At 54.0% G+C, this 24,685-nt stretch carries 26 protein-coding genes and 1 pseudogene; 5 read left to right on the top strand and 22 right to left on the bottom strand.

Translation table 11 applies throughout. The features are described 5' to 3' along the window. Positions 1-3: 3 nt before the first annotated feature. Both ACFFSY_RS18415 and ACFFSY_RS18420 read right to left on the bottom strand, forming a co-directional pair. A complete protein-coding gene (locus ACFFSY_RS18415; RefSeq protein WP_377496696.1) occupies positions 4-333 on the bottom strand; it encodes a PadR family transcriptional regulator in 330 nt (109 codons plus the stop codon). 264 nt (positions 334-597) lie between these two features. Beyond that, on the bottom strand, positions 598-1,059 hold the full coding sequence (locus ACFFSY_RS18420; protein ID WP_377496698.1) for a VOC family protein: 462 nt from the start codon (positions 1,057-1,059) through the stop codon (positions 598-600). Between the two features lie 98 nt (positions 1,060-1,157). On the opposite strand from ACFFSY_RS18420, the gene ACFFSY_RS18425 reads away from it, so the two are divergent. Further along, positions 1,158-2,072 carry a helix-turn-helix transcriptional regulator gene (locus ACFFSY_RS18425; protein ID WP_377496699.1) on the top strand — a complete coding sequence of 305 codons (915 nt, stop codon included), beginning with the start codon at positions 1,158-1,160 and terminating at the stop codon, positions 2,070-2,072. Between the two features lie 36 nt (positions 2,073-2,108). Here ACFFSY_RS18425 and ACFFSY_RS18430 read toward each other — a convergent pair whose 3' ends face one another. Next, positions 2,109-2,690 carry a TetR family transcriptional regulator gene (locus ACFFSY_RS18430; protein WP_377496701.1) on the bottom strand — a complete coding sequence of 194 codons (582 nt, stop codon included), beginning with the start codon at positions 2,688-2,690 and terminating at the stop codon, positions 2,109-2,111. A gap of 176 nt (positions 2,691-2,866) precedes the next feature. Here ACFFSY_RS18430 and ACFFSY_RS18435 point away from each other — a divergent pair, with 176 nt between their 5' ends. Further along, complete coding sequence (locus ACFFSY_RS18435) at positions 2,867-3,739, top strand: NmrA family NAD(P)-binding protein (protein WP_377496703.1); 873 nt, start codon at positions 2,867-2,869, stop codon at positions 3,737-3,739. Between the two features lie 151 nt (positions 3,740-3,890). Here ACFFSY_RS18435 and ACFFSY_RS18440 read toward each other — a convergent pair whose 3' ends face one another. From ACFFSY_RS18440 to ACFFSY_RS18460, 5 genes are all read right to left on the bottom strand, one after another. After that, a complete protein-coding gene (locus ACFFSY_RS18440) occupies positions 3,891-4,250 on the bottom strand; it encodes a hypothetical protein (RefSeq protein ID WP_377496705.1) in 360 nt (119 codons plus the stop codon). 187 nt (positions 4,251-4,437) lie between these two features. Continuing rightward, positions 4,438-4,848: a GNAT family N-acetyltransferase gene (locus tag ACFFSY_RS18445; RefSeq protein WP_377496707.1), complete on the bottom strand. Its 411-nt coding sequence runs from the start codon at positions 4,846-4,848 to the stop codon at positions 4,438-4,440. A 218-nt stretch (positions 4,849-5,066) separates the two neighbouring features. After that, positions 5,067-5,504: a DUF350 domain-containing protein gene (locus ACFFSY_RS18450; RefSeq protein WP_377496709.1), complete on the bottom strand. Its 438-nt coding sequence runs from the start codon at positions 5,502-5,504 to the stop codon at positions 5,067-5,069. Between the two features lie 24 nt (positions 5,505-5,528). Further along, positions 5,529-6,761 (bottom strand): glutathionylspermidine synthase family protein, encoded by a 1,233-nt coding sequence (locus tag ACFFSY_RS18455; protein ID WP_377496711.1) that lies wholly within the window; start codon positions 6,759-6,761, stop codon positions 5,529-5,531. 6 nt (positions 6,762-6,767) lie between these two features. Then, the gene (locus tag ACFFSY_RS18460; RefSeq protein ID WP_377496713.1) at positions 6,768-7,109 is read right to left on the bottom strand and encodes an aminotransferase yhxA; all 342 of its coding nucleotides are present in this window, start codon (positions 7,107-7,109) and stop codon (positions 6,768-6,770) included. Positions 7,110-7,186: 77 nt separating this feature from the next. Here ACFFSY_RS18460 and ACFFSY_RS18465 point away from each other — a divergent pair, with 77 nt between their 5' ends. After that, on the top strand, positions 7,187-7,645 hold the full coding sequence (locus ACFFSY_RS18465) for a response regulator (protein WP_377496715.1): 459 nt from the start codon (positions 7,187-7,189) through the stop codon (positions 7,643-7,645). A 203-nt stretch (positions 7,646-7,848) separates the two neighbouring features. Here ACFFSY_RS18465 and ACFFSY_RS18470 read toward each other — a convergent pair whose 3' ends face one another. From ACFFSY_RS18470 to ACFFSY_RS18480, 3 genes are read right to left on the bottom strand one after another with little or no spacing between them, the layout of a single operon-like run. Further along, on the bottom strand, positions 7,849-8,814 hold the full coding sequence (locus tag ACFFSY_RS18470) for a 2,3-diaminopropionate biosynthesis protein SbnB (RefSeq protein ID WP_377496717.1): 966 nt from the start codon (positions 8,812-8,814) through the stop codon (positions 7,849-7,851). Continuing rightward, positions 8,802-9,797: a 2,3-diaminopropionate biosynthesis protein SbnA gene (gene sbnA, locus ACFFSY_RS18475; RefSeq protein ID WP_377496719.1), complete on the bottom strand. Its 996-nt coding sequence runs from the start codon at positions 9,795-9,797 to the stop codon at positions 8,802-8,804. The genes ACFFSY_RS18470 and sbnA overlap by 13 nt, the downstream gene beginning before the upstream one ends. 12 nt (positions 9,798-9,809) lie before the next feature. Continuing rightward, complete coding sequence (locus tag ACFFSY_RS18480; protein WP_377496722.1) at positions 9,810-10,907, bottom strand: AMP-binding protein; 1,098 nt, start codon at positions 10,905-10,907, stop codon at positions 9,810-9,812. A 310-nt stretch (positions 10,908-11,217) separates the two neighbouring features. On the opposite strand from ACFFSY_RS18480, the gene ACFFSY_RS18485 reads away from it, so the two are divergent. After that, positions 11,218-12,012, top strand: a complete 795-nt coding sequence (locus ACFFSY_RS18485; RefSeq protein ID WP_377496724.1) for a YheC/YheD family protein — start codon at positions 11,218-11,220, stop codon at positions 12,010-12,012. Positions 12,013-12,116: 104 nt separating this feature from the next. Here the strand turns inward: ACFFSY_RS18485 and ACFFSY_RS18490 are convergent, their stop codons facing one another. The 5 genes and pseudogenes from ACFFSY_RS18490 to ACFFSY_RS18510 all read right to left on the bottom strand — a co-directional run bounded on the left by ACFFSY_RS18490 (position 12,117) and on the right by ACFFSY_RS18510 (position 15,786). Then, positions 12,117-12,743, bottom strand: a complete 627-nt coding sequence (locus tag ACFFSY_RS18490; RefSeq protein ID WP_377496726.1) for a nitrite reductase — start codon at positions 12,741-12,743, stop codon at positions 12,117-12,119. A gap of 35 nt (positions 12,744-12,778) precedes the next feature. Continuing rightward, positions 12,779-13,030 (bottom strand): glutaredoxin family protein, encoded by a 252-nt coding sequence (locus ACFFSY_RS18495; protein ID WP_377496728.1) that lies wholly within the window; start codon positions 13,028-13,030, stop codon positions 12,779-12,781. 41 nt (positions 13,031-13,071) lie between these two features. After that, positions 13,072-13,170, bottom strand: a pseudogene (locus tag ACFFSY_RS18500) (cation transporter); the annotation flags it as partial. A 258-nt stretch (positions 13,171-13,428) separates the two neighbouring features. Next, positions 13,429-14,667 (bottom strand): YbfB/YjiJ family MFS transporter, encoded by a 1,239-nt coding sequence (locus ACFFSY_RS18505; protein ID WP_377496730.1) that lies wholly within the window; start codon positions 14,665-14,667, stop codon positions 13,429-13,431. Positions 14,668-14,700: 33 nt separating this feature from the next. Continuing rightward, positions 14,701-15,786 (bottom strand): polysaccharide deacetylase family protein, encoded by a 1,086-nt coding sequence (locus tag ACFFSY_RS18510; protein ID WP_377496732.1) that lies wholly within the window; start codon positions 15,784-15,786, stop codon positions 14,701-14,703. 129 nt (positions 15,787-15,915) lie between these two features. Here ACFFSY_RS18510 and ACFFSY_RS18515 point away from each other — a divergent pair, with 129 nt between their 5' ends. Further along, on the top strand, positions 15,916-16,821 hold the full coding sequence (locus ACFFSY_RS18515; protein ID WP_377496734.1) for a LysR family transcriptional regulator: 906 nt from the start codon (positions 15,916-15,918) through the stop codon (positions 16,819-16,821). A gap of 170 nt (positions 16,822-16,991) precedes the next feature. Here the strand turns inward: ACFFSY_RS18515 and ACFFSY_RS18520 are convergent, their stop codons facing one another. From ACFFSY_RS18520 to ACFFSY_RS18545, 6 genes are all read right to left on the bottom strand, one after another. After that, positions 16,992-17,963 carry a glycoside hydrolase family 113 gene (locus ACFFSY_RS18520; protein ID WP_377496736.1) on the bottom strand — a complete coding sequence of 324 codons (972 nt, stop codon included), beginning with the start codon at positions 17,961-17,963 and terminating at the stop codon, positions 16,992-16,994. 69 nt (positions 17,964-18,032) lie between these two features. After that, positions 18,033-19,016, bottom strand: a complete 984-nt coding sequence (locus ACFFSY_RS18525; protein ID WP_377496738.1) for a phytanoyl-CoA dioxygenase family protein — start codon at positions 19,014-19,016, stop codon at positions 18,033-18,035. 64 nt (positions 19,017-19,080) lie between these two features. Continuing rightward, positions 19,081-20,151: a glycosyl hydrolase gene (locus ACFFSY_RS18530; RefSeq protein ID WP_377496740.1), complete on the bottom strand. Its 1,071-nt coding sequence runs from the start codon at positions 20,149-20,151 to the stop codon at positions 19,081-19,083. Positions 20,152-20,190: 39 nt separating this feature from the next. Continuing rightward, positions 20,191-21,186: a carbohydrate ABC transporter permease gene (locus ACFFSY_RS18535; RefSeq protein WP_377496742.1), complete on the bottom strand. Its 996-nt coding sequence runs from the start codon at positions 21,184-21,186 to the stop codon at positions 20,191-20,193. 23 nt (positions 21,187-21,209) lie between these two features. Next, complete coding sequence (locus tag ACFFSY_RS18540) at positions 21,210-22,109, bottom strand: carbohydrate ABC transporter permease (RefSeq protein WP_377496859.1); 900 nt, start codon at positions 22,107-22,109, stop codon at positions 21,210-21,212. Continuing rightward, positions 22,109-24,682, bottom strand: a complete 2,574-nt coding sequence (locus ACFFSY_RS18545) for a DUF5696 domain-containing protein (protein WP_377496744.1) — start codon at positions 24,680-24,682, stop codon at positions 22,109-22,111. Before ACFFSY_RS18545 ends, ACFFSY_RS18540 begins: the two co-directional genes overlap by 1 nt. Positions 24,683-24,685: the final 3 nt, after the last annotated feature.

Genomic DNA, 24,685 nt, shown 5'->3' on the forward strand with positions numbered 1-24,685 from the left:
CCCTTATAGTAGGTTTTCTAGCACGCGCTTGGCATACTCCCAGTTGCTCTTGTTGCGGGTGTATGTATCCTTGCCCTTGGCGGTAATCCGAAAATACTTGCGCCGTCCGCCCTGGGATTCATCGCCCCAATACCACTCGATGTCGCCGTCCGCTTCAAGCCGCCGGAAGCTGGAGTACATCGTCGCTTCCTTCAATTCATACTCGCCGCCCGAGCGCTCGGCAATGAGTTTGACAATCTCATAACCGTAGCGATCGGCTTCGGACAAGAGCCGTAACACCATTGTATCCGTATGTCCGCGAAGCAGGTCGGATGTGATCTTGTTCTCGCTCATGTCGTCACCTCCATAGTTGTATAGTACGACTCGGTACTGTGACTGTCAAGGTAATACTCTCGACGAAACACTTTGACTGGCATCTAATAGGCATATGTAACCCATACTTTGCATCCCCCTCATACTAATGGGCATCGTCCTCTTTTAACAAGAATTCACTTCCCTTGCCCCACATAAACCAAAAAAATGACAGCTGCTCTTATTGAGCGACTGTCATGGATAGATTGAAGGCATCATAAATCAAGGCCATTTCTCGTCTAGCTTCTATTTGCTAGCAATAACTTGATCAAGAAAACGATCGGCGTCACGATTAAACTTCCACACTACACCAAACTTATCGACCAACATGCCGAAGCAGGAAGACCAAGGCATTTCGGATAAGGGCATGATCACATACCCACCTTCGGACAAATTAGAGAAGTAATTGCCCAGTGTCTGTTTATCATCCATAACGATGCTAATCAGTATGTTGTTCCCTGTCACCAACTCGCCTGTTACACGCTTCATCGAAGGTAGAATGTCCGACATCATGATTTTCCCGCCAGCGAATTCGATGGAACACTCCATGATCATGTTCAATTCATTCTCTGGCAATGGGTAGTTCGGATCTTGCGGAAAATCGCTGAATTTTACCTTCTTCACCTCGCTTGCTTGTAACGCCTCCGAATAAAATTCAATTGCTTGTTCTGCGATTCCATCCCAATTTAAATATGCAACTGCTGCCATAAAGTAATTCCTCCTTCTTGTGATAAATGAAGTATAATGTATAATCGGTGACATCTTATTGTCACCTTTTAAAACAAAGCACAAAAAAAGGGGAACTTATGGAGAAGGTTGAGCGATTAATATCGATCATTATGATCTTGCTGAAAAAAGATATCGTGACAACAACAGAATTCGCCCAATTATTCAATGTGTCCAAACGAACGATTCTTCGGGATATGGAAACATTGAGTTTATCGAACATTCCGATCTACGCGATCCATGGCATGAATGGCGGCTACGGCATTATGGATGAATACAAGGTGGATAAACGGCTTTTGAGCAGCTCCGACTTGGAGAATATATTGACTGCGCTCGGAGGGTTGGAACAAATTCTAGTTAGCGAAGAAGTTGAAGTGACCCTCAGAAAAATAGAGGCCATGGTGAGCCCCTTGTCTCCAAAAGGTCCAATCCAACTGTCATTTTATGAATGGGAAGGACGGTCGGAGGTTCTTCAAATCTTGAGAATCTGCCAACAATCGATCTTAAAGAGAAGGTTAGTTTCATTCGATTATATCGATCGGAATGGGAGCATGACGAATAGAATCGTCGAGCCCTATCAACTTCATTTTAGTGAATCGAGCTGGTACTTGAAGGGATTCTGCTTACAGCGTCAGCGATATCGAACATTTAAATTATCCAGGATCGATCATCTTCTAATGGATGACAGCACCTTTAACCCTAGAGATGATGGACTAGAGCAAGAGCACGAAACAGGTTATCAACCTCAACTCGTCACGATTAAGGCGTTGATTTCGCCTATCATAGCCGATCACTTCATTGAGCGGCACGGTCGGAAGAGTATTGAACCCTATAGTGCTGACTATTTCTTAGCGACCGTCCATGTTCCACAGAACAGTATTGGCTTTCAATTCTTAGCGAGCTTCGGGACAAATCTGGAAATCGTAGATCCGAAAGCCTACGTTGAAGATTTTCGGGATTATTTGAATCAAATGGTCGAGAAGTATACCCGTTAACGTAGTAAAGCTGCCATCGCGGCAGCTTTCCGTTAGTTACCCTAGCACAGGTGCCAAAGCCGCCGCCACAACCACCAAGACTTCCCGCGCCATGGCTTCCGCCGTTTTATTATGCGGTTGTCTACTCCACTCGAACGCTGCCCCGAATATGCCCCAGCTTGCAATGAGGGCTGTAGTCTCCACCGTTTCTCTTGAAACAGATGAGTCCGTTTGTTTGCTTAACCAGGCTAATAGTTGGTCATACAATTCCTTTTGCATCGCAATCTCAAACAACGGTTCAAACTGACGGTCTCCTACCGTCATATACTGGCGAGTACGGACAAGAAAATCGAAAACGATTAAAATAAGCGCTCGCAGGCTCCCCATATCGGATAAAGCAGCATCTGGCAGCTCATTCATCAGCTTTCTCTGAAATTTCTCTCTCATCCAGCACTCAAGAAATGCATACTTATCTTCAAAATGCGCATAGAACGTAGCCCGATTTACGGTCGCGTGAGCCGTAATATCCTGTACGGTAATGGAATGGATATTTCTCCTTTGTTCAAGCAGCTCCATAAAAGCTTGCATCAACAGTTGGCGTGTCCGTTTTACCCGAGGATCTTTCGCATTGGTCGGCATATTATTGTTCTCACCTCAAAAATTGAATAATCAACACATAGGTACTTATGTTGTCTAAGCTACGAAAGCGTGTGATTGCTGGTTGTGCAGCTTAAGTCGCTATCATAAGATTATCACTGACAGCGTAGTTTAAACAACACTGTTGGTTTTTAGTAATAACAGAAAGGATGAATGGTATGATCGTTATCACCACTCCCACTGGTCAGATTGGACACCAAGTCCTCGACAGCGTCATCGATAGCGGGGAGGCTATCCGCGTAATTGCGCGGGATCCTTCCCGATTGTCGCAGCGCGTGCGCGAGCATGTAGAAGTCTTTCAAGGATCACACAATGACTTCAATGTCCTAACGGAGGCGTTCGCAGGTGCAGACAGCGTGCTCTGGTTGGTACCTCCGAACCCTAGAGTCGAGAATACCAGGGATTATTATGTGGAATTCACCCGGCCAGCTTGTCAAGCAATTAAGCGTCACGGCGTGAAACGAGTTGTAGGCGTGTCCAGCATGGGGCGTGAGTTCGGCCGTAACGCCGGGCTATTATCGGCGGCTTTTGAGATGGACGGCCTACTAGAAAGCTCGGGCGTGAGTTACCGATCGTTGCGCATGCCGTACTTTTTAGAAAATTTGCTTCTCCAACTCAAGACAATCAAAAACCAAGGGATGTTACTTATGCCCAACACCGGAGAACGCAAGCTCGTTACCTGCGCCACCCGAGATATCGCCACCGTGGCTGCCAAGCTTTTGCTCGATAAATCCTGGAGCGGCCAAGACAGCGTCCCGGTGTTTGGTCCCGATTCTTTGTCACCACATGAAATGGCGCAGGTCATGTCTGAAGTGCTAGGCTGGTCTATCCGTTTTCAACAAGTCTCGCTAGCCGACTATAAAGCAACATTAACGCAATTCGGGACGGTGGCATGGGCACAGGACTATATGGATATGGTGCATGCCCAAAACGAGGGTATCTACGACATGGATTGGCAGCAGGCACAGCCTGCCGGCACAAGCTTTCGGCAATGGTGCGAAGAAGTGCTCAAGCCAGTAATTCTAGCTTAAACTCAGGTCTATTCTACGTTATCCGATCAGCTCCTGCGCAGAATCTCTCGGCTAACCGGGCACTCAGGCAAAAAAAGCCGCGATTACGCGACTTTTAGGTATATATGTTTTTGTCATCCGACACTTGCCTTCCCGCCGAATCCGAAGGTCTTCAAACGCGCGCAAGTTTCAACAACCAACAGGAGTTGCGGTCCAATGTGCGGGTATTTTTCGCTTTATTGATGACGGAGATGTTTAGAAAGATCCGGACGCCGTCTCCGGTCTTGTTGTTGAAGAGCACTTTGTTCGGCTGCAAATCACCGGAACCCCCACGAGCAATGAACGTTCCGGTTGAAGGCAATGCCTCCACCTTGAAGACGAATGCATCGTTGGACAACAAGAAGTTCAAACTTTTCAACACGAGCTTTTTTCCGTTAGGCACATCAATCACAATCGTCTGCACATCGATACTTTGTCCGGGCTTTAACTGAATCGGCTTACTCCCGCCGACAATTCCGTTTAGTTGAAGCATACCTACACCTCCAGATCGAATATACGACAGTATATGTCACGCGCATCGGACAAGATTGGATGATTATCCAATGCGTTCGCCAATTTGATGTCAGAATACTATCTATCAATCATGTTGTATCCACGCCGAACAGCAGCCGATCGCGGATCGGCTGCTGTCGTGGGTTCATTATGCTATCGTATTTCATTTAGCTGAACTTCTTGGTAAGCAGTATTTCCATTGGTTGTGAATCAAGTAGTAAGCATCCAGCATCTCGATAACCTAGTTTTCTATAAAAGTGCTGAGCTCCTTCATCTGCCTGAGTGGATGTCATCATCATATTGAAGCCACTCAGTCTCATCTGCTCTTCCCAGAAGAGGACCGCTTGCATTCCCGCACCTTTGCCCCGATATGGTTCATCGATCCAAATCAAGTTCATAAAAGGCGTGTTGTCCCAAAAATATCCATACCTCATCCATCCAATCGTACTTTCGTCTTCATCGCGAAGCATGTATATTTCTTTTCCCATTATTTTCGACCCAATTAAACGCTCAACAATATGACGGTCTCGTTCTCGTATGTACTCATAGTCAGAGTCCGTTGCAAAAACGATCCTCATCTTTATTCCCCCTTGTTTCTATTTATTCGCTAATCGTATATTAACCGAACCTCATTCCACTCGGTCAATAAATAACATCTATATTCGAACGCTACCCCCGTCAGCATAATGCTTGCAGCCAGCCAAAAAGCAAAAAGACCAGATTGGAGCTCCGCTCCTCTGGCCCTTCTCTGCCAAAATGATAGCAATGGCTAGACTAGCCTCAGCCATCCTTCGTGCTAGTGCAATTGCGGATCATACGAGAGACAACCGGCGATCACTAGTCCGACGCTGACCGAGAGCAGCAGGATCATGATTCCGACCGCAATATTATTCTGATCGACCGCCTTCGTAATCGTCACCGGTACGCCGATCGCTCTGCCGAACAGCAGGGCTAATAATTCGGCGAGATAGAACAAGACAATGAGCGAGACGATGCCAATGATCCCCCACAACAGCATATCGGATAACGAGATCGAATTCTCGGCGGCCGCGCGAACGACGATCGCCAGTCCCGCTAGTCGACCGCCAAGCGACAGTCCCGCTGCGGCATTGCCGCTGAAGATCAGCCGGAATTCCTTGTTCTTCGTCGTGAGTTCAAAGAGAATCAAGCCGACGATCAGTATCGCGAATCCGAGCGCCGAATAAGAGATAAAATCCACGTATAAATTGTTCATGACCAGACATTCACCTTTGCTTTCCTATTTTTTCGCTAGACCTGCCGGCAAGAAATACGACAGATTATCGGTAATGGTATTCCCTGCGCGAAGGCCGATCGCCCCCGGCTTGCCGTCGATCAGGAAGCTGCCGATCATATAAGCCCCTTCGCGTTCTCCTTGCACGGTTCGGAACGAAACGGACGGCATATCGAGACAGCGTTGATAGACCGGCAGGTAATGCTCATAGCTAGCCTGCGGATCGGCGAGTTGAAGCTTCCCGTCGCCGTCGTAGATTTTGACCGAATTGCCTTCCCGCCCAAAAGACGGCTTCCTCACGTACCTCTCCATTCGTTCCAGGAACGGATCGGGTTCCAGATAGGTCGGCAAGAAGTGATCTCGGATCCAGCCATGCTCCTCTGCCGAGAAATACGCGCTGCCCTCTTCGTGAAGCCCCCAAATCACGGCCTGCACCGACTTCGCCTGCAGCAAGAACGCTGACAGCGGATTCAACATGGCCACCTTGCCGCCCCGTACCAACTCCAGCAGCCACAGTCCGATCGGACGCCCTTCCGCATCGGTATCCTCGATCATCTGCTCGATCGGATAGGTTTGCCGATACAGGACGTCAATTCGCACACCCTCCTCGTCAAACAAGCCTTCCCCTTGAATGATTTGCAGCTTATGAAGGGGAACGAACCGCGAGGGAAGTCCGGACAGCTCCTGCAGATATAACGCCGTATTCGCATCTTCGACGTTGTCCTCGTGCGCCGTGAATGCAATGACCGGTAACCCTTCCCCTTCAAGCGCCTCCCAGGCAGCGAATATCCTTCTTCTGACGGCAGCCGCCAGCTGCGCGTCCAGCCCGGCATTCGGGTCATGAAGTCCGAATTGTTCACAGACCAGACCGTTAACGTGATACAGCTCTTTAATGAAGGTTGGCGTATCCGCATTGATCTCCATGACCCGATACGTACTGCCCTCCGGGACCAAATCCAACCGGGCAATGACCGGGAGAGTCGAACCGGCGGCTTGAAGATACGGAACCGAGCTTGCAGGAAACCCAAGATCGAGCAGCGTCCGTCCGTCCACCGACTGGAGCAGTTCTGCGACTCTCCGATAAATATGACCGATTCGCGCCGTAGCTTCCCGAATGGCTTCGATCTCCTCGTCCTTCACGATATGGGCATCGAATAGAGAATACTCTTCGCCATAAAGATCCGCCCAATACCGGTCGAGCTGCCCATAAAACAGGCTTCGACGAGCGTCATGTCGCATGGCGTGTCAGCCTCCGCTGCTCGAGCTGCCCGATCCGAAGCCGGAACTGCTTTTGCTCTTGATATACTGGGCATGATAGCTTTGATAATCGCTGTTGCTCTTCAGGGAATTCTTGGTCTTATAGTACTTCCCGTTGTAATAATAAGAGCCATGGTGCGAGGAGGAAGAATCGTCGCATTCGTAGACGCCTTCCGAAGCATCGTAATCCCAATCCAGGCAGCTGCTGTCATTCGGCTTTGGCGGTTTCGCGTACCCCGTGCTGGAGCATCCTGCTGTGGTTGCGGCGAGCGCGGCACCGGAAATGCCCAACATCACCTTTTGTGTTAAACTGATTTTTGAAGACATCATGACCTCCAAGTTGATTTCTACTTCGCGTCTTCCATCTTCCAAGGCGCCGAATTGGCCAAAGAACAGGAGTGAGACGAATGCAATCCTTCACGTACTTCATCGACCGCGGCAATGGCAGGTACGATCCGTTCCTGTCTTACGAGATTGCGCCCGACGAACGCTATGCCCGGCAGCTGTGCACCTATCTCGTCGCCGGAGAACGGCAGTATAAGCTGCTTGCCAACGAGATGGACGGTGATGCCGAGATCCTGGTTATCGAGGAGATGGGCCCGAATGTGAGGTATCCGGACGAGAAGCATTACCGGGGCAAAGGCATATTCATCGAATTCCGCCATCCCAGCCGATCCGGCATGCTGCTAGCCGAGCTGCCCTGCGCGACCCACTTCGACGTCATTCGCTATCTGCTCAAGGACGTCGTCGATGTTACAGGCCAAGGGCAGATGTACACCACCTCCACCGAAGTGGATGAAGATCGTGGCTGCTACGTCATCTACGTCCGCGGTCTGCAAGAACCGGAGCTAGATTCGCACGCGTAAAGCGGCTGCGCGATCCATTTTCTAACAACTTTACCGATATTCATACGCACACCGGAAGCCAAAAGTTGCGGTGCCCGAAGTTGCAAATGCCGCGCCGCTGTTGTCAATACGCCTACTTGAACTTCTATCATCATGAAAACAAAAAAAGCTGCAGCTTCGCAGCTTCTAAGTATACAGGCTCTTGTCCCACGAGCGCACCATAATTATGCAAGCTCGATTCCAATTCCGCTTAACTCCGCCTTGCGCAGGAAGTACGCGGCAATCCCAATATCGAAGGCCGCGAGCCCCATTGGACTAAAAAATACGGTTTCGTCCGTTCCGTAGTCCGCGAGTCTGCCCCGGCATACGACGTCGGTGATCGTCAACACATCCGACTGCTTCAGGCCATGCTCGAGATGAAGCTGCTCAATATCGGTATTCTCCCGGCAGACCTCCTGCCAATCATCAACAACGACGGCGCGTACAGAACGAATGCTCTCCGGCTTATAATCCCGCAGCGAGATATTAAGCAGCAGTTTCCCGGCATCTGGAGTTTCATCGATATAGCGTGATTTAGACACCGTGCTGGTAATGAACACGTCCGACGCCCGGAATGGCGCTTGCCAGCTGGTTTCGACATCGATGAAGGGCCGTAGAGCGGGTTCGATCGTATCGGGATCAACCCCGTTTAAGTCAAACACCGTGATGCGCTCGAGCGCTGTACCGAGCACGTCCTTAGCCATTGCCGCATGCAGCCGGCCGATCGGCCCCCAGCCGACAATGCCGACCTTTCGAGCAGTATGCCCACGAACCGCCTGATAATGCCGCATCATCAACCCGCTGACCGCGGCGGTGCGTAAGCCGCTAAGCAGGCCGCCTTCGAAGCAGGCTGCCGGCTTGCCCGTAACAGGATCGTTCAAGATGACGATGCAATGCGCCCGCGGCAGCCCACGTTGATGGTTGCCGGGGAAGCTCGCAATCCATTTGATCCCCGACATGTCGACCTCCCCGCCGACGAAGGCCGGCATCGCGATGATCCGATTCGCTGGATCGCCGAACCGCAAATAAGGCTTGAGCGGCTGCGCAAAATCCCCAACATCGATCGTTCGAGCGACCTGCTCCACAACGTTGATCAGCTCGTTCCAATCGATCCCCAGCTCCTGGATATGCGCATCATTCACATATCGCATAGGCGAACACCTGCACTTGGATGCGTCGGACTCGTTCGTAATTCCTTCTCCACCCATTCGTCATCATAGACAGTCGATAGGTATCGCTCGCCGCTATCCGGGAGAATCGCCGCACAGACCGAGCCCTCCGGTATCGAATCGGCCAGCTTGCGAATGGCCGCAACAATGCCACCGGAGGAGCCGCCGGAGAGGATCGCTTCGGAGCGGACGAGATCTCTGCAGCCCTGCACGCATTCCATATCGGTGACCGCCACGACATGATCGGCCATATCCGGCCTGTATTGGCCCGGAACGATGCCCGCCCCTAGCCCCGGCAGCCGTCTTTTCCCTTTCTCCCCGCCGAAAATAACGCTCCCGACTGCGTCAACCGCCACGATCTTCGTCTTCAGCCCCTTCTCCCGGATATATTCAATACAGCCTCGAACCGTACCGCATGAGCTGACCCCGCAAAATAAATAATCGAGCTGCGGAAGGGATGCTGCGATTTCCTTCATCGTCGTGTTGGCATGTGCCCGATAGTTGTCCGGGTTCGCGTACTGATTCGTCCAGTAGCTGCCGGGAATTTGCGCGAGCAGCTCATTCACCCTTCGAATGCGTGCCGGAAGGAACTCGCCCGTGTCTGGATCCGGTTCCGTGACGAGATCAATCTCGCCGTTATAACTGCGAATAATCGCCATATGCTGTTCGGTCGTTCGCGGATCGACGACACATATGAAGCGTAAGCCCAGATAACAGCAAATCTGCGCCAGGCTTATGCCCAAATTGCCGGAGCTCGATTCGATCACAACCGACTTCGCATGGACATCGCCCCGCCGGATGGCTTCTCGAATCATGTAGAGAGCCGGTCTGGCTTTAACGCTCCCTCCGGGATTCATAAACTCAAGCTTCGCGTAAACCTGAAATGGCAGACCGCTGTACAAACGCCGAAGCGGAAGTAATGGAGTCTCGCCTACGAATTGAAAGATGCCCTCCTCTGTATTCATCCCGACACGCCCCTATGCCTTATGGATCTTCTTCCCTTTGACCGTCTGACGGTGTACCGTATCATCGAAGGAGTCTGCGACCACCCGGATTTCCCGCAGAATGCCACCCTCGATCATGATGCCGATCTCGGGGATGCTGCCCGCGATTTCCCGCTTAATCGCTTCCAACACATCAGGCGCGGTCGTCTCGCCCAAAATATGCACCGTCAGCGCATTGTCTTTCGCCACCACCCGGATGGCAGCATCGCGAATGTGACGATAAACAGCGTCTTCAATATCGTAAACGCTTATTTTCTCCCCATGCTTCAGCTCGTTGCCGACTCGCTTCACAAGACTCTTGAAGCTTGCCCTGGTTGCGCCGTTCACGACGATGAATTGAAAATCACGGACAACGTCATAGGTTACGAAACGCACGGCCGGAAACAAGTCGCGTACGGTTGAGGTGAGGACAAGAATCCGCTCGTCGACTCCGAGCTCGGCCGCCTCTACGCCCGCTTCCTCCGCACGCAAGCCTTCCGCGATCAGCCCTTCCGTCAACACATATCTGCCAAGCTCATGATCATAGTGCGCAATGGTGCCAATCTCAATGGAGCCGTACGTATCCGTAATCTCGTCATGGCGAATGCCTAGACGCTCTGCGACGCGCTGCTGCCAGGCTGGCGGCGCCGCTTCGCCGACGAGAATAACTTTACGAATCCCATAGCTGCTCGGGTCCGGCGAAGCCATCAAGATCCGGTCCAGGATGGAGGGCATCGTATACAGCACCTCGGGACGGAAAGCGGCAAGCCGTTCCAGATGCTGCTCGATCGGCTGCTGGAAAGGAATCGACTCCACCTCCATGCCAAGCTGTCTGAACACAGCCTCTGCTGTTGCGGCTGCATGGCCTGTGCCCATATCCGCCATCGCTCTGGTCAGGCGAGAACCCGAGAGAATCGTTTGAACGACGTTTAATTTGATGGCTAAGTATCTCTCTTCATCCTCGTCGGAATAGTAAATGCTCTTCCTTCGTCCCGAGCTTGTTCCGCTCGTCTTATAGCAATACACATCCGTTCGTCCGGCGAATGGCTCATCCGCAGCATAATAATACTGCTCCAGCACTTCCGCCGTCATAAGCGGCAGCTCCTCTAGCCTGCACGCATGGGGGAGTCCACCAGCTTCTGCGGCTGGGGATATCAGCGATTCATACCAGGGGAACAGAAGCCTAGTTTGACGAAGTTTCTCTACCAGCACATGATCAGCATTCATATGGAGCCCCCGCTTTCAGTCGTTAATTCAAGCTATGAGCGTCAACCGTGGACGGTTCAATAAACGGGCATCCATAACGGTTCGTGGTCTAGGCGGACAACTATCACCACAAATACCCCGCATTCGTAAACTAGAGGAGTCCGTAGAAGTCATGAACGGGAGAGGAGCAATGGTCATGAAACGTAGACGTACGAAGCTTATTAACAAGCTCGTCAAAACTACAATCATAATGAAACACGGCGATCTAGCCCAGTATGTCCCCAGCACGGTGCCCATGTCGAGGAAGAGTCTTGCCAGTATGCTCAAGCAATACGGCATGGTGTATATCAAGCCGGCCGTCGGAGCGCTAGGCATTGGGGTCATGCGGGTCGAGCGGACACGAAACCAAGAATACCGTTATCAGAACGGCGAGGCGAAGTATGTCTTCCCTTCCTTCCCCTCCATGTACGCCTCCATTCGCCGCCAGGTCGGAACAAAGCCGTATCTTGTGCAAAGAGGCATCTATATGCTGAAGCACCTCGAGCGTCCGTTTGATTTTCGGGTTATGGTGCAGCGGAATCCGCGGGGCAAATGGGAGTGCACCGGCACAGTCGCGAGGCTCGCACACCCCAAAAAGGCCGTCACGAACGGCAGTCAAGGCGGAACGATCTATCCTTCTGCCCAGCTGCTCCAGAACGCGGCAGGCAAGAAAGAGGCGAGCCAGCTGATCAGGAGGATGGGTGACATCTCCATCCAAACCGCACGTCTGCTAAGCAAATCCGACCCCGCCCTGCACGTGTTCGGTCTTGATATTGCGATAGACCGGAGGCTGCGGCTCTGGATGCTGGAGGTCAACACCAATCCTGATCCTTGCCCGTTCACGAAGGTGCAGGATACCTCCATGCTCCGCAAAATTTTGCGGTATGCCAAAGCTCACGGACAAACGTATACCTTGCGTTGTATAAAAGCTCGTCGGGCTCCCACGCCTTAAGACGGTTAGAGAAAACAACAGCAAATAAGCCTATCGCGATCTGACGCGATCGCGATAGGCTACGTATCCGGGAATCCCCCGAATCAGTCGATCACATCAATCTACTAACCTTTACCTGCGAGCAGCTGCAGCTGCTCGAGTGTAACACGTTCCACGAATTTGCGGAACTTCTCTTTCCCTTTAGCATGGGTCTTATAATAATGGATAATGGCGGTTACGACGGGGACGAGACGGTCCTCCGTTAATCCGGTAAGGAGCTGCGTGGCGAAGGCGCTTTTCAATCCTTTCGGCTCTCCTCCAACGTATACGTCAAAGGTATCGCGCATTTTAACAACGGCGATATCTTTCAGCAGCGGCTCGCTTGTACCGAGCGCGCAACCTGCATATCCGATCTTTAGCGGCATGGGCGTTTCTATACCGGCAATCGCCTTATTCAGAGTTTGTGCCGCTTGCAGACTCGCTTCCTCGGCACCTTTGCAGAAATTGCAGGCGATTAGACTTTTCGTGGCGAACCCGGCAGGATATACTTCCAGGCCCTGTCGTTCAAGCTCTTCCTTGATCGCATCCCGCCGATCGGTCGATACGTCCGCGTAAAGCTGTTTGAACGTCGTCATCTCAATTTTCGCATCTACCCCGACGACGGTGCCGATTGTTGAAAGCTGCTCCGGCGTGAATAGACTGCCCCCTACTTGGATCGGAGCGTTTATTGCGAGTTTGGTTCGATCCCCCATGTTCCACCTCTCTCCTCTTCATCCTATCTGGGTTGTTATCTTTTAGATATCCCAAGCTGCTCCTTGATTGCGACCAAGTTCTCTGCAAATCCAACATACACTCTATCCCCTATAACAATCGTCGGAACAATTTGTTTACCCGTCAGACGGAGAACGTCTCTCGCATAATCTATGTTCTCTTCGCAATTGTACTCCGTATATGCGATGTGATTGTCCTGAAAGAATCGTTTCGCATAGTTACAATCACTGCAGGTCGGAATTGTATACAAATCAATCGTGAATGCCATCCCCAATCGCCTCCGCTTCTTGATTTACATGAAGTCGTATTCTAGATCTTCACATTGACACGCTGTAATCGCAACGCATTCAGGACAACAGACGCGGAGCTAAGCGCCATTGCCGCCCCTGCTAGCCAAGGGGCGATGAAGTCGACGATACCATCCGCATGCCCATCAAGGATTTGATGGCTTCGGAAGAACGCCCCTCGTCTTCCGATATACCCCATTCGGGTATATTCTTTGTTGGATTCATTTTATTATACCCCAGTGGGGTATGTCAACAAGAGAATGAGCCTAAACTGCAACGGCTCCTTTGTCGATCACCAGGTTGATCGACTGCGCCGTTAGAACAGCAAATAAGCCCGCCGCGATCGTTCGTCATCGCGACGGGCTTTGGTCCTTGCGTTTCAACCGTTGATCGTTAATTCCCGGCGCTCAAGCTTGCGCTGCCGATGTCCGAACAGACCAGCCAACGCGGCGGCAATCGCCATGAAGATCGCGCTGGAGGCCACGCCGAATTGCAAGCCGTACCGTTCGACCACCACGCCTCCGACAAGGGGACCGAATATTTGTCCAGCGGCAAAAACGGCAGTGGCTAGGCTAAGACATGACGCATAAGCGCGGTGAGGGACATGACGCCGAAGCAGCGCGGTCGTCATCAGCGGCGGGGTAATAAAGGAGACCAATCCAATCATGGCGGCACCGAGCACGGTGAACAACATATTGTTGGCGGTTACCCCGCATACGCCGATTGTCCCTAAGGTTAACCCCGATGCAAGCGTATACCCGCTTGGCCATCGGTCGATGGCTTTGCCTCCGATCCATCCGTTAAACAATCCCGCAAATCCGATTCCGGACCATATCAACCCGGCATAGAGGGACGGAATGCCTTTACTCACCAGATAGGGAATCAAATAGGTGAAATAGACGATGTATCCCGCGCCGAAGAAGAAGTATGAAGCGATAAGGAACAAGAGTTTCTTCGGATTCCACAGGAGACGATGCACAGGTTCGACTTCCTTCTCCTGCGGCTTCGATCCGTTCTGCGAGCATGCGAGTTCGTTCCCCCTTGTTCTCGAGACGAGTGCGAAACCGCACGCGGCCATGATACCGAATACGCCCATGATCGCCCAAGCATATCGCCATCCCTGCAAGTGTGAAGGATCGATGGTCAAGGGGGCGAACAGTCCCGTCGCGAGAATGCCGGCAGACCCGCCCAACCAGATAAGACCAGACGCCGCACCTCGCTCCGCCGGTCGAACGGCATCCAGTGCAATGGACAGAACGAACACGGTCGCGAAGGCCGACAACCACCCGATCGCGAACCGCCACAGCCCAAGCTCGATGACATGATCGCTAGTCGCCGAGCCGATCAACGTGATACCGAGCAATAGGCACGTGATCCAATTCATAATAACGGTGCGCGCAGGATACCGCGTGATCAAAGGAGGCAGACACAACGTCCCGACCAAATAACCGATAAAGTTGACCGTACCCAATATACCCAGCTGTCCGTAGCTTCCTCCGATCACCCTCTGTATCCCAGGCAAGAACATGCCGTAGGAAAGCCGGGAAAAACCGAGTATGACGACAAACAATAACGATGCCCATAGCGTAATCCAATTCATCGCGGATTTCGTGCCCATTGTCCCCATCTTCCCCCAAGCGCCTCTTAGCCGCTACCCTTCTTGGAAAACAATCTCTGCTTCAAAGCCCAGCTGTTCGCACAGCTTGTGAATACGGCGCATGTCCCGCATGCTCGTAACCCACTCGCAGCCCGAGGCTGCCGCCTCGTGAGCAGCCCATTGCAGCACGTACACCAGAGCATCCGCATGGGATTCCTTCGTAGCGAAATCTTCCAGCGCAAGCGTGCCAGCGCGGACCGAAGCGTGCGCGTATGCCCAATGCTGGCCGGCGAAACTGCGGGCGACGAAATGCGTCGGGCCATCGGATCGAACCCGATTGGAGAGTTCTTGCAGCCATTGGCCATAGGCGTCGGCCCCCTTCGGGGCTTCGGGGTTCCCCCATTCCAGCGAATCGGCGGCCAGCTTGCGCAGTTCATCTTCCCCGGCCACGCTCTTCCACTGCTCAAGATGGGATGAACCTTGGATCGTCGGTTTGAAGCGGACTTGCCAGCTGCGTTCGCCAGGCGAGATGCCCGCCGCATGAAGCAGCTCGGAGACGGGCACCATGGCAAGACCTTTAGCGTGGGCTTGGCGGACAAGCGATTTGACGGCCTGCGGCGTCTCTCTGGCGATTTCATTGGCATGGAACATCAAGATCGATCCGTTAACCAGCTTCGGATTGACCCGTTCGATCAGCTGCGCGCTAGGCGGCCCCGACCAGTCGACGGTATCCTCCCCTTCGACGACCACGTAGTTCCATTCCCGAAGCCAGGCCAAATTATCCTCCCGATAGGAAGCGTAAGGAAAACGCAGGAAGGTAGGCACCGGCCTTCCCGTCGCTTCTTGGTATGCGAGCTCCGCCAGCTGCAGCTCTTCGAAGAATACGGCTTTGGTCACGTCCGCCATTCGGCGGTGATGATAGGTATGCGTCGCGAGCTCATGACCCCTGGCCAGCATCTCCCTTGCTTTCGCGGGGTGCCGATCGAACCACTCGCCCGTCAGAAAAAACGTCCCGCGCGCGCCTCCCTGCTCCAAGGCATCCAGCCACGCGTCGATTGAAATCCGCATCGGACCGTCATCGAACGTAAAGGCACAGTGAGCAATCGCCGGATTGCCGCGCGAAATGACCAAAGCTGTCATCCTATCTCCCCCTTATTTGGTATCCTTCCGTCCTGATACCGTTGAACCTATTGTAGAATCATGGAAATGTTTTGTAAAATTGAATAATATGAATGAATGATTCGAATATCGCAAACAAAGGTGATGACAATGGATTTTCGCGCTTTAAAAACCTTCGAGGCCTGCGTGCGTCACGGACATTTTCTAAAAGCAGCCGAGGAACTCCAGTATGCGCCCTCTACGGTCACGCTTCAGATTCAGCGTCTCGAAACGGATCTAGGCGTTTCCTTGTTCGTGCGCGACGGCAAACGCGTCACCGTGACCGAAGCCGGCCGTTGGCTCCAACAGGAGGCTTCGATTCTGCTGAAATCGATCGGCGCCATGAGGCAGACCGTCGCGGATATTGCGTCGGGCAATAACGGCTCGGTGCGATTGGCCGCAATCGAGCCCGTCGCTAGCCAACAGCTGGCGTCCGTTATAGCCGACTTCTGCAACATCCGTCCGAACGTGGAGTTGACAATGGAAGTTGGCGGCAGCAGAGCGATCGCGGAGAAGGTGCGGGCGGGCGAACTGGAATTCGGAGTCTGCTCCGCCCCGCCGTCGAAACTCATGCTGGCGTTCGAGCCGCTGTTCGAAGAAAAATTGGGGGTCCTGTTGAACACGAATCACCCCTTGGCTGAGCGGGAGCATATCGCGGCGAGCGACCTGGCGGGGCTAACCGTACTCGTCAAAGAACCGACTTGCATCTATCGGGAGCTCTGGGATACGGCAATCGACTCAACGGTGCCCATAGAGCTCTCCTATATGGAGGTTGGGAGCTTCTTCGTCATTCAACACATGGTAAAGGCCGCCTTCGGCGTCGGAATTGTTCCGATGTACAGCGGGCTGGAGCAAGAAGGCGCCCTGGTTATCAAACCTTTGGCGGATTTAAACCCGTCGGTTGCGATTGGCCTCGCTTATAAAGACAAAAGCCTCCTAGGCAAGGCCGCGATTTTATTGATGGAAGCCATTCGAGCATCCGTGAACCCGGATCTGCGCGACCAAGCGATTAATTAAGACGCCTGCCGCCCGTTCATCGGCGCGGTCCAGTACTAGCGGCTCCCGCAATAGGAAGAACAGACCGCAAACGGCAAACGGCGCTGCAGGGATAAAACCCTGCAGCGCCGTTTTTTGTGTACGATTAGGGAGCTTGACTTCCTCCCGAATCGCCCCGGAGTATCGTCACATTACCGGCTGGTATACCATTCGGTCAGAATCTGACCTGCGCGCTTGCCGTACACGTCGAATCCTCGGTTCGTCTTGGCTTCCGAGAGCGGGTACAGGTTCACGCTCCAGTCCCACCAGAAGAACCCGCCGAACCATGGCTGATCCCAGAACACCTGCATGACGGAATGATAGAAACTGGCCTGCTCCTCTTCGGAGAACGGCAAGTCCCGGTGCTTGAAATCCCATGGCATCGTCGCGCAGCCATGCGCGCTGCGGCAACCGATCTCCATGAAGACGACCGGCTTGTTGAACCTCCGATGCAGCCGCTCCATCTTGTCCCGCACCGGAAGCCAGTTGGCGATCATGTTCTCTTCCGTATCGCCTGGCACGCTGCCGACCGGATAGTAAGCGCTCGTGCCGATGAAATCGACCAGATCGAACCAAGCCACGCCCTCTTCGCTGCCATGGTTGGCGTTATAGATTAGCGGTCCCGCGTATACCTCCCGCACGCGGGCGATCGTCTTCGTCCATCTGGCCGTCTGCGACTCGGTCTTGACCATCTCGCAGCCGACGCAGAACATCTCGCAGCCCAGCTCCTCTGCCAGCTCCGCGTAATGGACCAGAAAATTCGTGTAGGATTCGAACCAGCGATCCCAGTAGGAAGGACTCTCGTTCTCCTCTTCCGGAAACCCGATATGAGCTCGCCATAAGCCGTCCCGTGAATTGACGACAGGCTTCAGGCATATTTTCAGCCCATTGCGCCTTGCTTCGCGCACGGCGGCTTCGATGTCGCGATCCGTTACCGTATAGCCGTAGTCGAATGGAATCTGCATCGAATGTACCGTATCCTGCCACGTCCAGAAGGACAACGCGATCCATTCGCACCCGGTCTCACGCAGCTTGCGCATGGAGTCAGCCGCGGCTTCCGTCCGGTAGTCGCCGCGTTTTGCGCTCCAGCCCCATGTCATGCCTTTGATGAACAATCGTTCCATGCCGTCCCTCGTTTCTATGATGCTGATGCCGCTTTCGGCTTTGAAACTGTTGAACCATTAATTGCCGTTCTATTGACGCTCTAACGCCTTGCGGATGCTAATCTCCAGCGGCGAATAGTCCGCCTCGTTCTCCCGCTTCAGGTTCAACCTCTCGACGACCGGCGTCGTGCGGTTGCACATGAACCGGGGAACGCCGATCAAGTTCTGGGAGGACGAATGGTAGAGGAACGGATGACAGAGAATCGCGTCGCCGGCTTCTCCCGTCGTCTCCAGCACGCGCAGCGTGAAGCCGTCCGCATCGATATAGTTCTCGTTCATGAACGTGTCAATCCGCGCCTGCGCGACCGCTTCCGCGGCAGAACCGTCCGGCGTCCCGGCCCCTTGCATCGGGTCGGCCGGGATCGCGTCGGCCTCCTTATCCTTCTTCCTATCCGCGCCGGTCAGTTCGCGCAAATACGGATGCTGGCGATTGAGCGTACGGATTGCTTCGCCAATCTCCAGCCCCTCTGGATAGCCTTCCAGGAATCGGGCGACAACCTTATGCGAGCCTTCCACGATGAACGTGCCGCCGCCTTGATGCGCAACGTCGGAGAATAGGCATAGACACAGTAACCCCTGATCCGGGCTGTCGACGAAATGCTTGAAGTGGATGCCGTCCCAATGCCAGCCGTTCAGCGGAACGGTCCACGGCTTGTCGGCGTCCAGGGAGAAGTTGACGGGCCACCAGCCGAAGCCGCTCAGCTTCTCGGTCTCGCCGTACACGGTACGGTTCGCCCACCGTCCATGGCCGATCAAGTCCTCAATGGCGTCGCCAAGCCGCTCGGTGTTGCAGCGGGCGAAGGCCGGCGTCAAGAACACCTCGTTAATCTGCACCAACGGCTCCGTCCACGTCGCGCGGTCGTCCTGGCGAACGCCGCTGCGCTTCTCCACCTCCGTCCACAGAAATTCCTGTGCCTCCAGCGCGTCTTGGCGGGCGTAAGCGCCCGCAAGCTTGACCCAGCCCTTCTCGATGAAATGCTCGACCTGCTCTTCTGTCAACACTTTATACGTCATAGACCGCACCTCCGAGATTCGAAGTATTTGCCTTTCAACCGCGCTTCCCTATCAGCCTGTTATTTCAAGCATTTGCTGTTCGATCTTCCGTATTTTCCGGATCAGCTTGCAGCGGATATACGGTTAGATCGGGCAATTCGTCCCTCGTCACCGTGAGCGGATGCCCGTAATACTTGAGCAGCATCTCCCGCTCCGTGTACTGCTCGCCGACGCCCCATTCCCCGCTTGCGTCTTGTTCACATACGAAGCCGCCGTACCAGGTACAGTTCCACAGCCAGGGCGCTCCCTCGTCGACCATTTGGTCGGGATCCGGCAGCGGTCCATTCTCCGACAAGGCAATCAATTTGTTCGCAGCCGTGTAGCCAAGCGCTTGTCGGAACCGCTCGACGTTGGAAACATACGACCGCTCCGGCGGATAGATGTCCTCGCCGATGATGTCGACAACGTCATCGCCGGGGTACCAATCGCGATGCTGGCCGTTCCATACCCAGATCAGATTGTTCAGTCCGTGCCTATTCGTAAGCCTGTCGTACATGGTCTTCCACAGCTTAATGCAAGGGTCCGGCCCCTTCGCTCCCCACCAGAACCAACCGCCGGACGCCTCGTGCAGCGGACGCCACAACACGGGAATTCCTTCGTCCTGCAGGCGCTTCAGATTGACGGCAATTACATCGATATCGCGCATCAACAGCGCGTAGTCTTCGGATGTCTCGTCGTTCATGGCTCCCGCGATATCGAAGGTCGTAGCCGTCGTATAGAAGCCTCGGTGCCATCCGTTGTCAGGCGGCTCGTCGATCAGATCTTTAGGCGCATTCCAGTGCCAGCAGAACGTGACGATGCCGCCGCTCTTCCACCAGTCGATGGCAAGCGGTGTGTCCGTCGGCACGGAGCCGCGTTCGACGCGGGACGGCGAGTCGTTCATGAAGTCGAAGCCGCCAACCGCCGGGTAATGGCCGGTTGCACGGCGAATGACCTCCATCTCGGGCGTCGAGACGACGCCAACCTGCTGTCCGGTCAGCGTTCGCGTGCCGTAGATGCTGCACAAATAGGTCATCAGCCGTTTGGCGTTGTCGCTTGCCTTCGGATTAATAAGCTTCGGCTCGACTGCTAATCTCCCTTGCAGATGCTCCTTCATTGCCTATGCCCTCTTCCCTAATGAAGTTATGCCAATCGATTACCCGACGACGCCTGTACGCTCCACGCTCTCGACGAAATATCGCTGTACGAACAGGTACATAATGATGAGCGGCGCGATCGTCAGCAGAATGCCGGTATCGACGATCATCGAGACGTGGTTCGGATCCGCTCGCGCCTCCGTCCCTTCGATGCCAAGCAGGCGAGGAAGGAACTGATTGACATCTGCCGGGAACGAAGCGATCTTCACGGCCATGAGATTGCTGTCGCTCATGAACAACGACGTATAGAACGTGTCGTTGTACTGCCAGACGAAGGAGAACAGCAGCACCGTGATGATCGGCGGGACTGCATTCGGCAGCATGATCGAGAAGAAGGTGCGCAGCCCTCCAGCTCCATCGATAAGCGCCGATTCCTCGATCTCCTTCGGCAGTCCCTTGAAGAACTGCCGGAAGATATAAATGAAGAGGCCTGCTTTCAAACCAATGGCCAATGCAGAGGTGATAAGCGAAGGCCAATATGTGTTCAGCAGATTGACGCCTTCCTTGCCCGTGATCAGCGTGATGAGTCCCAGCACGTCAAACTCCCGAAAGTGCAAGTACATCGGGACCATAAGCGTACTGGATGGAATCAGGATCGTCATAATGACGAGCGCGAACAAAATATTGCTGCCCGGAAAGGTAAACCGCGCGAAGCCGTACCCGGCCAAGGCGCAGGATATGGTGGCAAGCAGCGTCGTCGACACGACGAACAGCAGCGTGTTCTGAAGAAGCGGCCAGTAGTCCAGAATGTCCATCGCCAGCCGGATATTCTCCATCGTATAGTGAACTGGAATCATATATATCGTAGGGTCGTAAATATCGAGCGGATCTTTGAAAGCGACGGAGATTTGCTTCAGAATCGGCAGCACGATAACGAACGACACGCCGAGAATCAGAATGTAGCGAAATATCGACCACAGCAGCTCGCCGCCTTGGTTTCGCGCACGCTGGTACCGCAGCAGGACCGCTTCGTTCTCCCGTATTTTTGCGGACATGGTCTTCCCCCCTCTTCCGGAAATCAGTTGTAATAGAACACCCTTCTGGAAATAAAGAAGCCGACCACGACCAGAATAAGGCTGACGACAAGCGTATACATCCATGCCATCGCGGCGCTTAGTCCGAAATTCTGGGAAGTGAACGCCGTTTCATAGATATACTGCGTCACTTGGCTGTCAGAGAACGAATCAATGATCGTATAGATGACATTCGTTAAGATAAGCGGGCTGACCATGGGGAACGTAATTTTCCAGAACGACTCATACGCGGTGGCCCCTTCCATCTTGGCGACTTCGTACATCGTGGAAGGAACCGATTGCAGCGCGGCGAGGAAAATCAGAATCTGGACGCCGGAGCCGCGGATAATCTCATAAATCCGATTGACGGCCGTCACGATATATTCGATGAACCAGAGCGGAATGCCGCCATTGCCGAGCATACTGGCGAGAATCATCGGATCGAAGCCGTTCTGCTGTTGGCCAAGCTCCTGCGCGATCTGGGAGCTCCCCGTCAGCTGGATCAAGCCGGCCGACTGCGCCTCCGCGATCGCGCCCGAAGCGAGAATGACGGGCAGGAAGAACACGGCACGCGCGAGCGCCCGGCCCTTGAACTTCGAGTTCAGGAGCGTAGCCGCGAACAGACTGAAGAAAAGGATCATCGGCACGTTGTAGGCCATCTCGGTCACGGACTCCGTCAAGATCCGGTTAAAGTTCGGGTCGACGCGAAGCGCGTTCGTGTAATTATCGAGGCCGATAAAGCCTAGTTCATACCCGCTGGGGGCCACCTTCAGTTCGCTGAAGCTGAAGCGGATGGACTGAAGGAACGGCGATACGAACAGGAAGAGGAATCCAAGCAGCCACGGCAGGATGAAGAGGATCCCGAGAAGCGCCCGCTTCTGCGTCAGTGTCAAACTTCTCTTGATCAATTGCGCTCACTCCCCACCGTGAAATTATTCGCTTCTACGCTCATGCCGCCCACCGTCGCCGGCTTGTCGGTATAGTTGACGTACACCGAACTCCCATTGCCGTAGCGGACCTCGACGACACCTTCCTGATGGACGATTCGATCGATGATCGGCTGCGTCCTCAGACCCCCAAGCGCTTCGTTCGCCTTGGCGTACATCTTGGCGGCATCCGCGATCCAACTGGTGTATTCGGTAGAGAACAGCGAGTCGTATGCCGTGAACTTCAGCTCCGAAGACGATTCGTATGTCCACAGGAAGTGCGGCGCCGCGCCGTATTCGACCGAACGAAGCAGTTGGAACTGGAGATCCTGCTCATCGCTTAGGTTGATCGGCGTACCCGAATAGTCGATATAACCATGAATGACCATTTGGTAGAAAGGAACGGCCTCATCGACAATGTTGAAGCCGCTGCCTTCCATCGGTACGTTGACCAGCTTATCCGCGTACGGGAGCGCATAGGCGTTCCCGCCGGTCAGCAGCAAATTCGGGAATTGCTGATTCAATTTGCCGAGCTGCTCCGTCACGATGTTCTTGGCCGTGTCGCGGAAGATGACCCGGCTGGCGCGATAGTCGGCATGGAGCAGATCGCCCAGATCGCGGAGCGAGACGGAATCGATGTTGTAATCCTCGTAGCTTGCCATGAAGCGATCGACGAAGTACGGAAGCTTGGCAGGCGACAGCAGCCAATAGACGCCCAGATCGTAATCCATCGTATTGAATGCGCGGTTGTACGGCGTCCGCATCGCTTGCTCGCGGGTAATGAACCGGGCCGCATCCGAGGCAGGCTTGAACGCGAAGCTGTCCTGCAGCACGTGCTGGAAGGCCGTATCCGGATACAGCTTGCCGCCAGCCGACGCTAGCTTCTCTGCCAGCAGTCGGAGCTCCGACTTGCTGCCGAGCTTCCCTTCCATGTCGACCTCGGAAGGAACGGAATGCTTCATCCCGCCGTTATACCAGCCGAGATATCGCATCTGCACGTTGGAGATTCCATTCTCCTTCAATGTATCCGCGATTTCGTCGGCCTGCTGGACGGTCGTCATTGGCACGATCCCTTTGTACGGCACGCCCAGGAACGACTTACGCTTGTCGACCGCGCCAAGTACATCCACGAAGAACGGCAGGCCTTCTTCATCTTCGGCTGCGATTGCGTTCAGACGGCCGTCCGCGGCCATTCGCTCGCGGTAGATCTTGGCCATCCCGGCATAGGTGGCATCCGAACCGTCAAGGAAGCTGTACCGGACCTGGATGTCGCCGGTATAACGCGCTTCGGACAAGAGCTGGATTTCGTCGACCTTATTGCCCTTGTACAGCTCCAATTCGTCTTCGCCGCGAAGGGCGAAGCTGGCATGAATGTGGTTGAACGAATTTTGCCGTCCGCCGATATCAGCCGTAACCGTCGCAATCGATTCGCCTTTCTCGATTTGCGCGAACCACGCGTTCTCCCCCGATTTAAGGCCGAATACCGGCAAGCGGGCACTCTCCGCAACCTGGCCGCGCCGGCCGCTGTTGTCGTTATAATCATCGCCGTAGATGCGTTGGGCGTACACTTCCGCATTCGATTTGCCGTTGTTCAGATGGATGAGACCCCCGGAGCCGTCCGGTACCAGCATATAGCCTTGCTCATCCAGCCCGGCTGCGCCGAAGAAGTTCAACAGCTCGAGGTTCCGGATCTTGAACCCTTGGCTCTCCGCAACCTGATCGGCCGGTACGTTTACGACGAGGCTGTCGCCATCGATCCGGTATTCGATGACGACCGTGAAATTCGGCTTCTCCTCGCCGCCTGCGCCGATGCCGTTCTCTTCATTGTCGAATGCGAGATCTTCTTCCGTATAGCCTGCTTTGGCGAAAGCATCCAGCACGCGCTGCAGCACAAGCGGGCGCGCGACCGCGGTATCCAGCCGCTCCAGGACGTCCGGTTTCGTGTCCGACGGAAGATACGCCCGATTGATGGTCACCTTCGTCTGGTCGTCCAAGTGGCTGAGCACTTTCTCTTCCATCCGCTGCTTGCCGATGTACTTCGGAAGCGCGTCGATGCCAAGCGACATGTCTCCGATCGTGTAGGTCAGACGAAGTCCGCTCTCGATCATCTCGACCTTGAACTGTTTATTCAGGATCGAATGCGCATAGTTGGTAAAGGTATCGAGCGTCCCGATGCGGTCGCGGTAGTTGACGGTCACCTGAGAGGATAGCCGTTCCTTCTCGATAGGAGACGCTTTGGCATCATCGTTCCGCGATTCGGGATTGGTGCGCCATACTTTGCCGCTCCGTTTGTCCACCACGGCGAGCTCGGTCGTCTCTTCATTGAAATACAGGGCCAAGGCAGCCGACTCCGCGGCAAGCTTCATCCCCGGGACGGCGTCGCCTGGCAGAAACTTGGGCTCGGAAGCCGCTGCCGGTACAGCCTCCTCCTCTACATAGGCGGAGACCCGAATCGCCGGCGCTCCCTTTGTCAGCGTGAAATAGAGCAGCGCGCCGATCCCGACTACCGCGATACAAGCCAGCACCGCATAAAGTTTTCGTCTCTTGTTCACTGG

It is taken from the genome of Paenibacillus aurantiacus (assembly GCF_042431225.1).
GTDB lineage: Bacteria > Bacillota > Bacilli > Paenibacillales > Paenibacillaceae > Paenibacillus_Z > Paenibacillus_Z aurantiacus.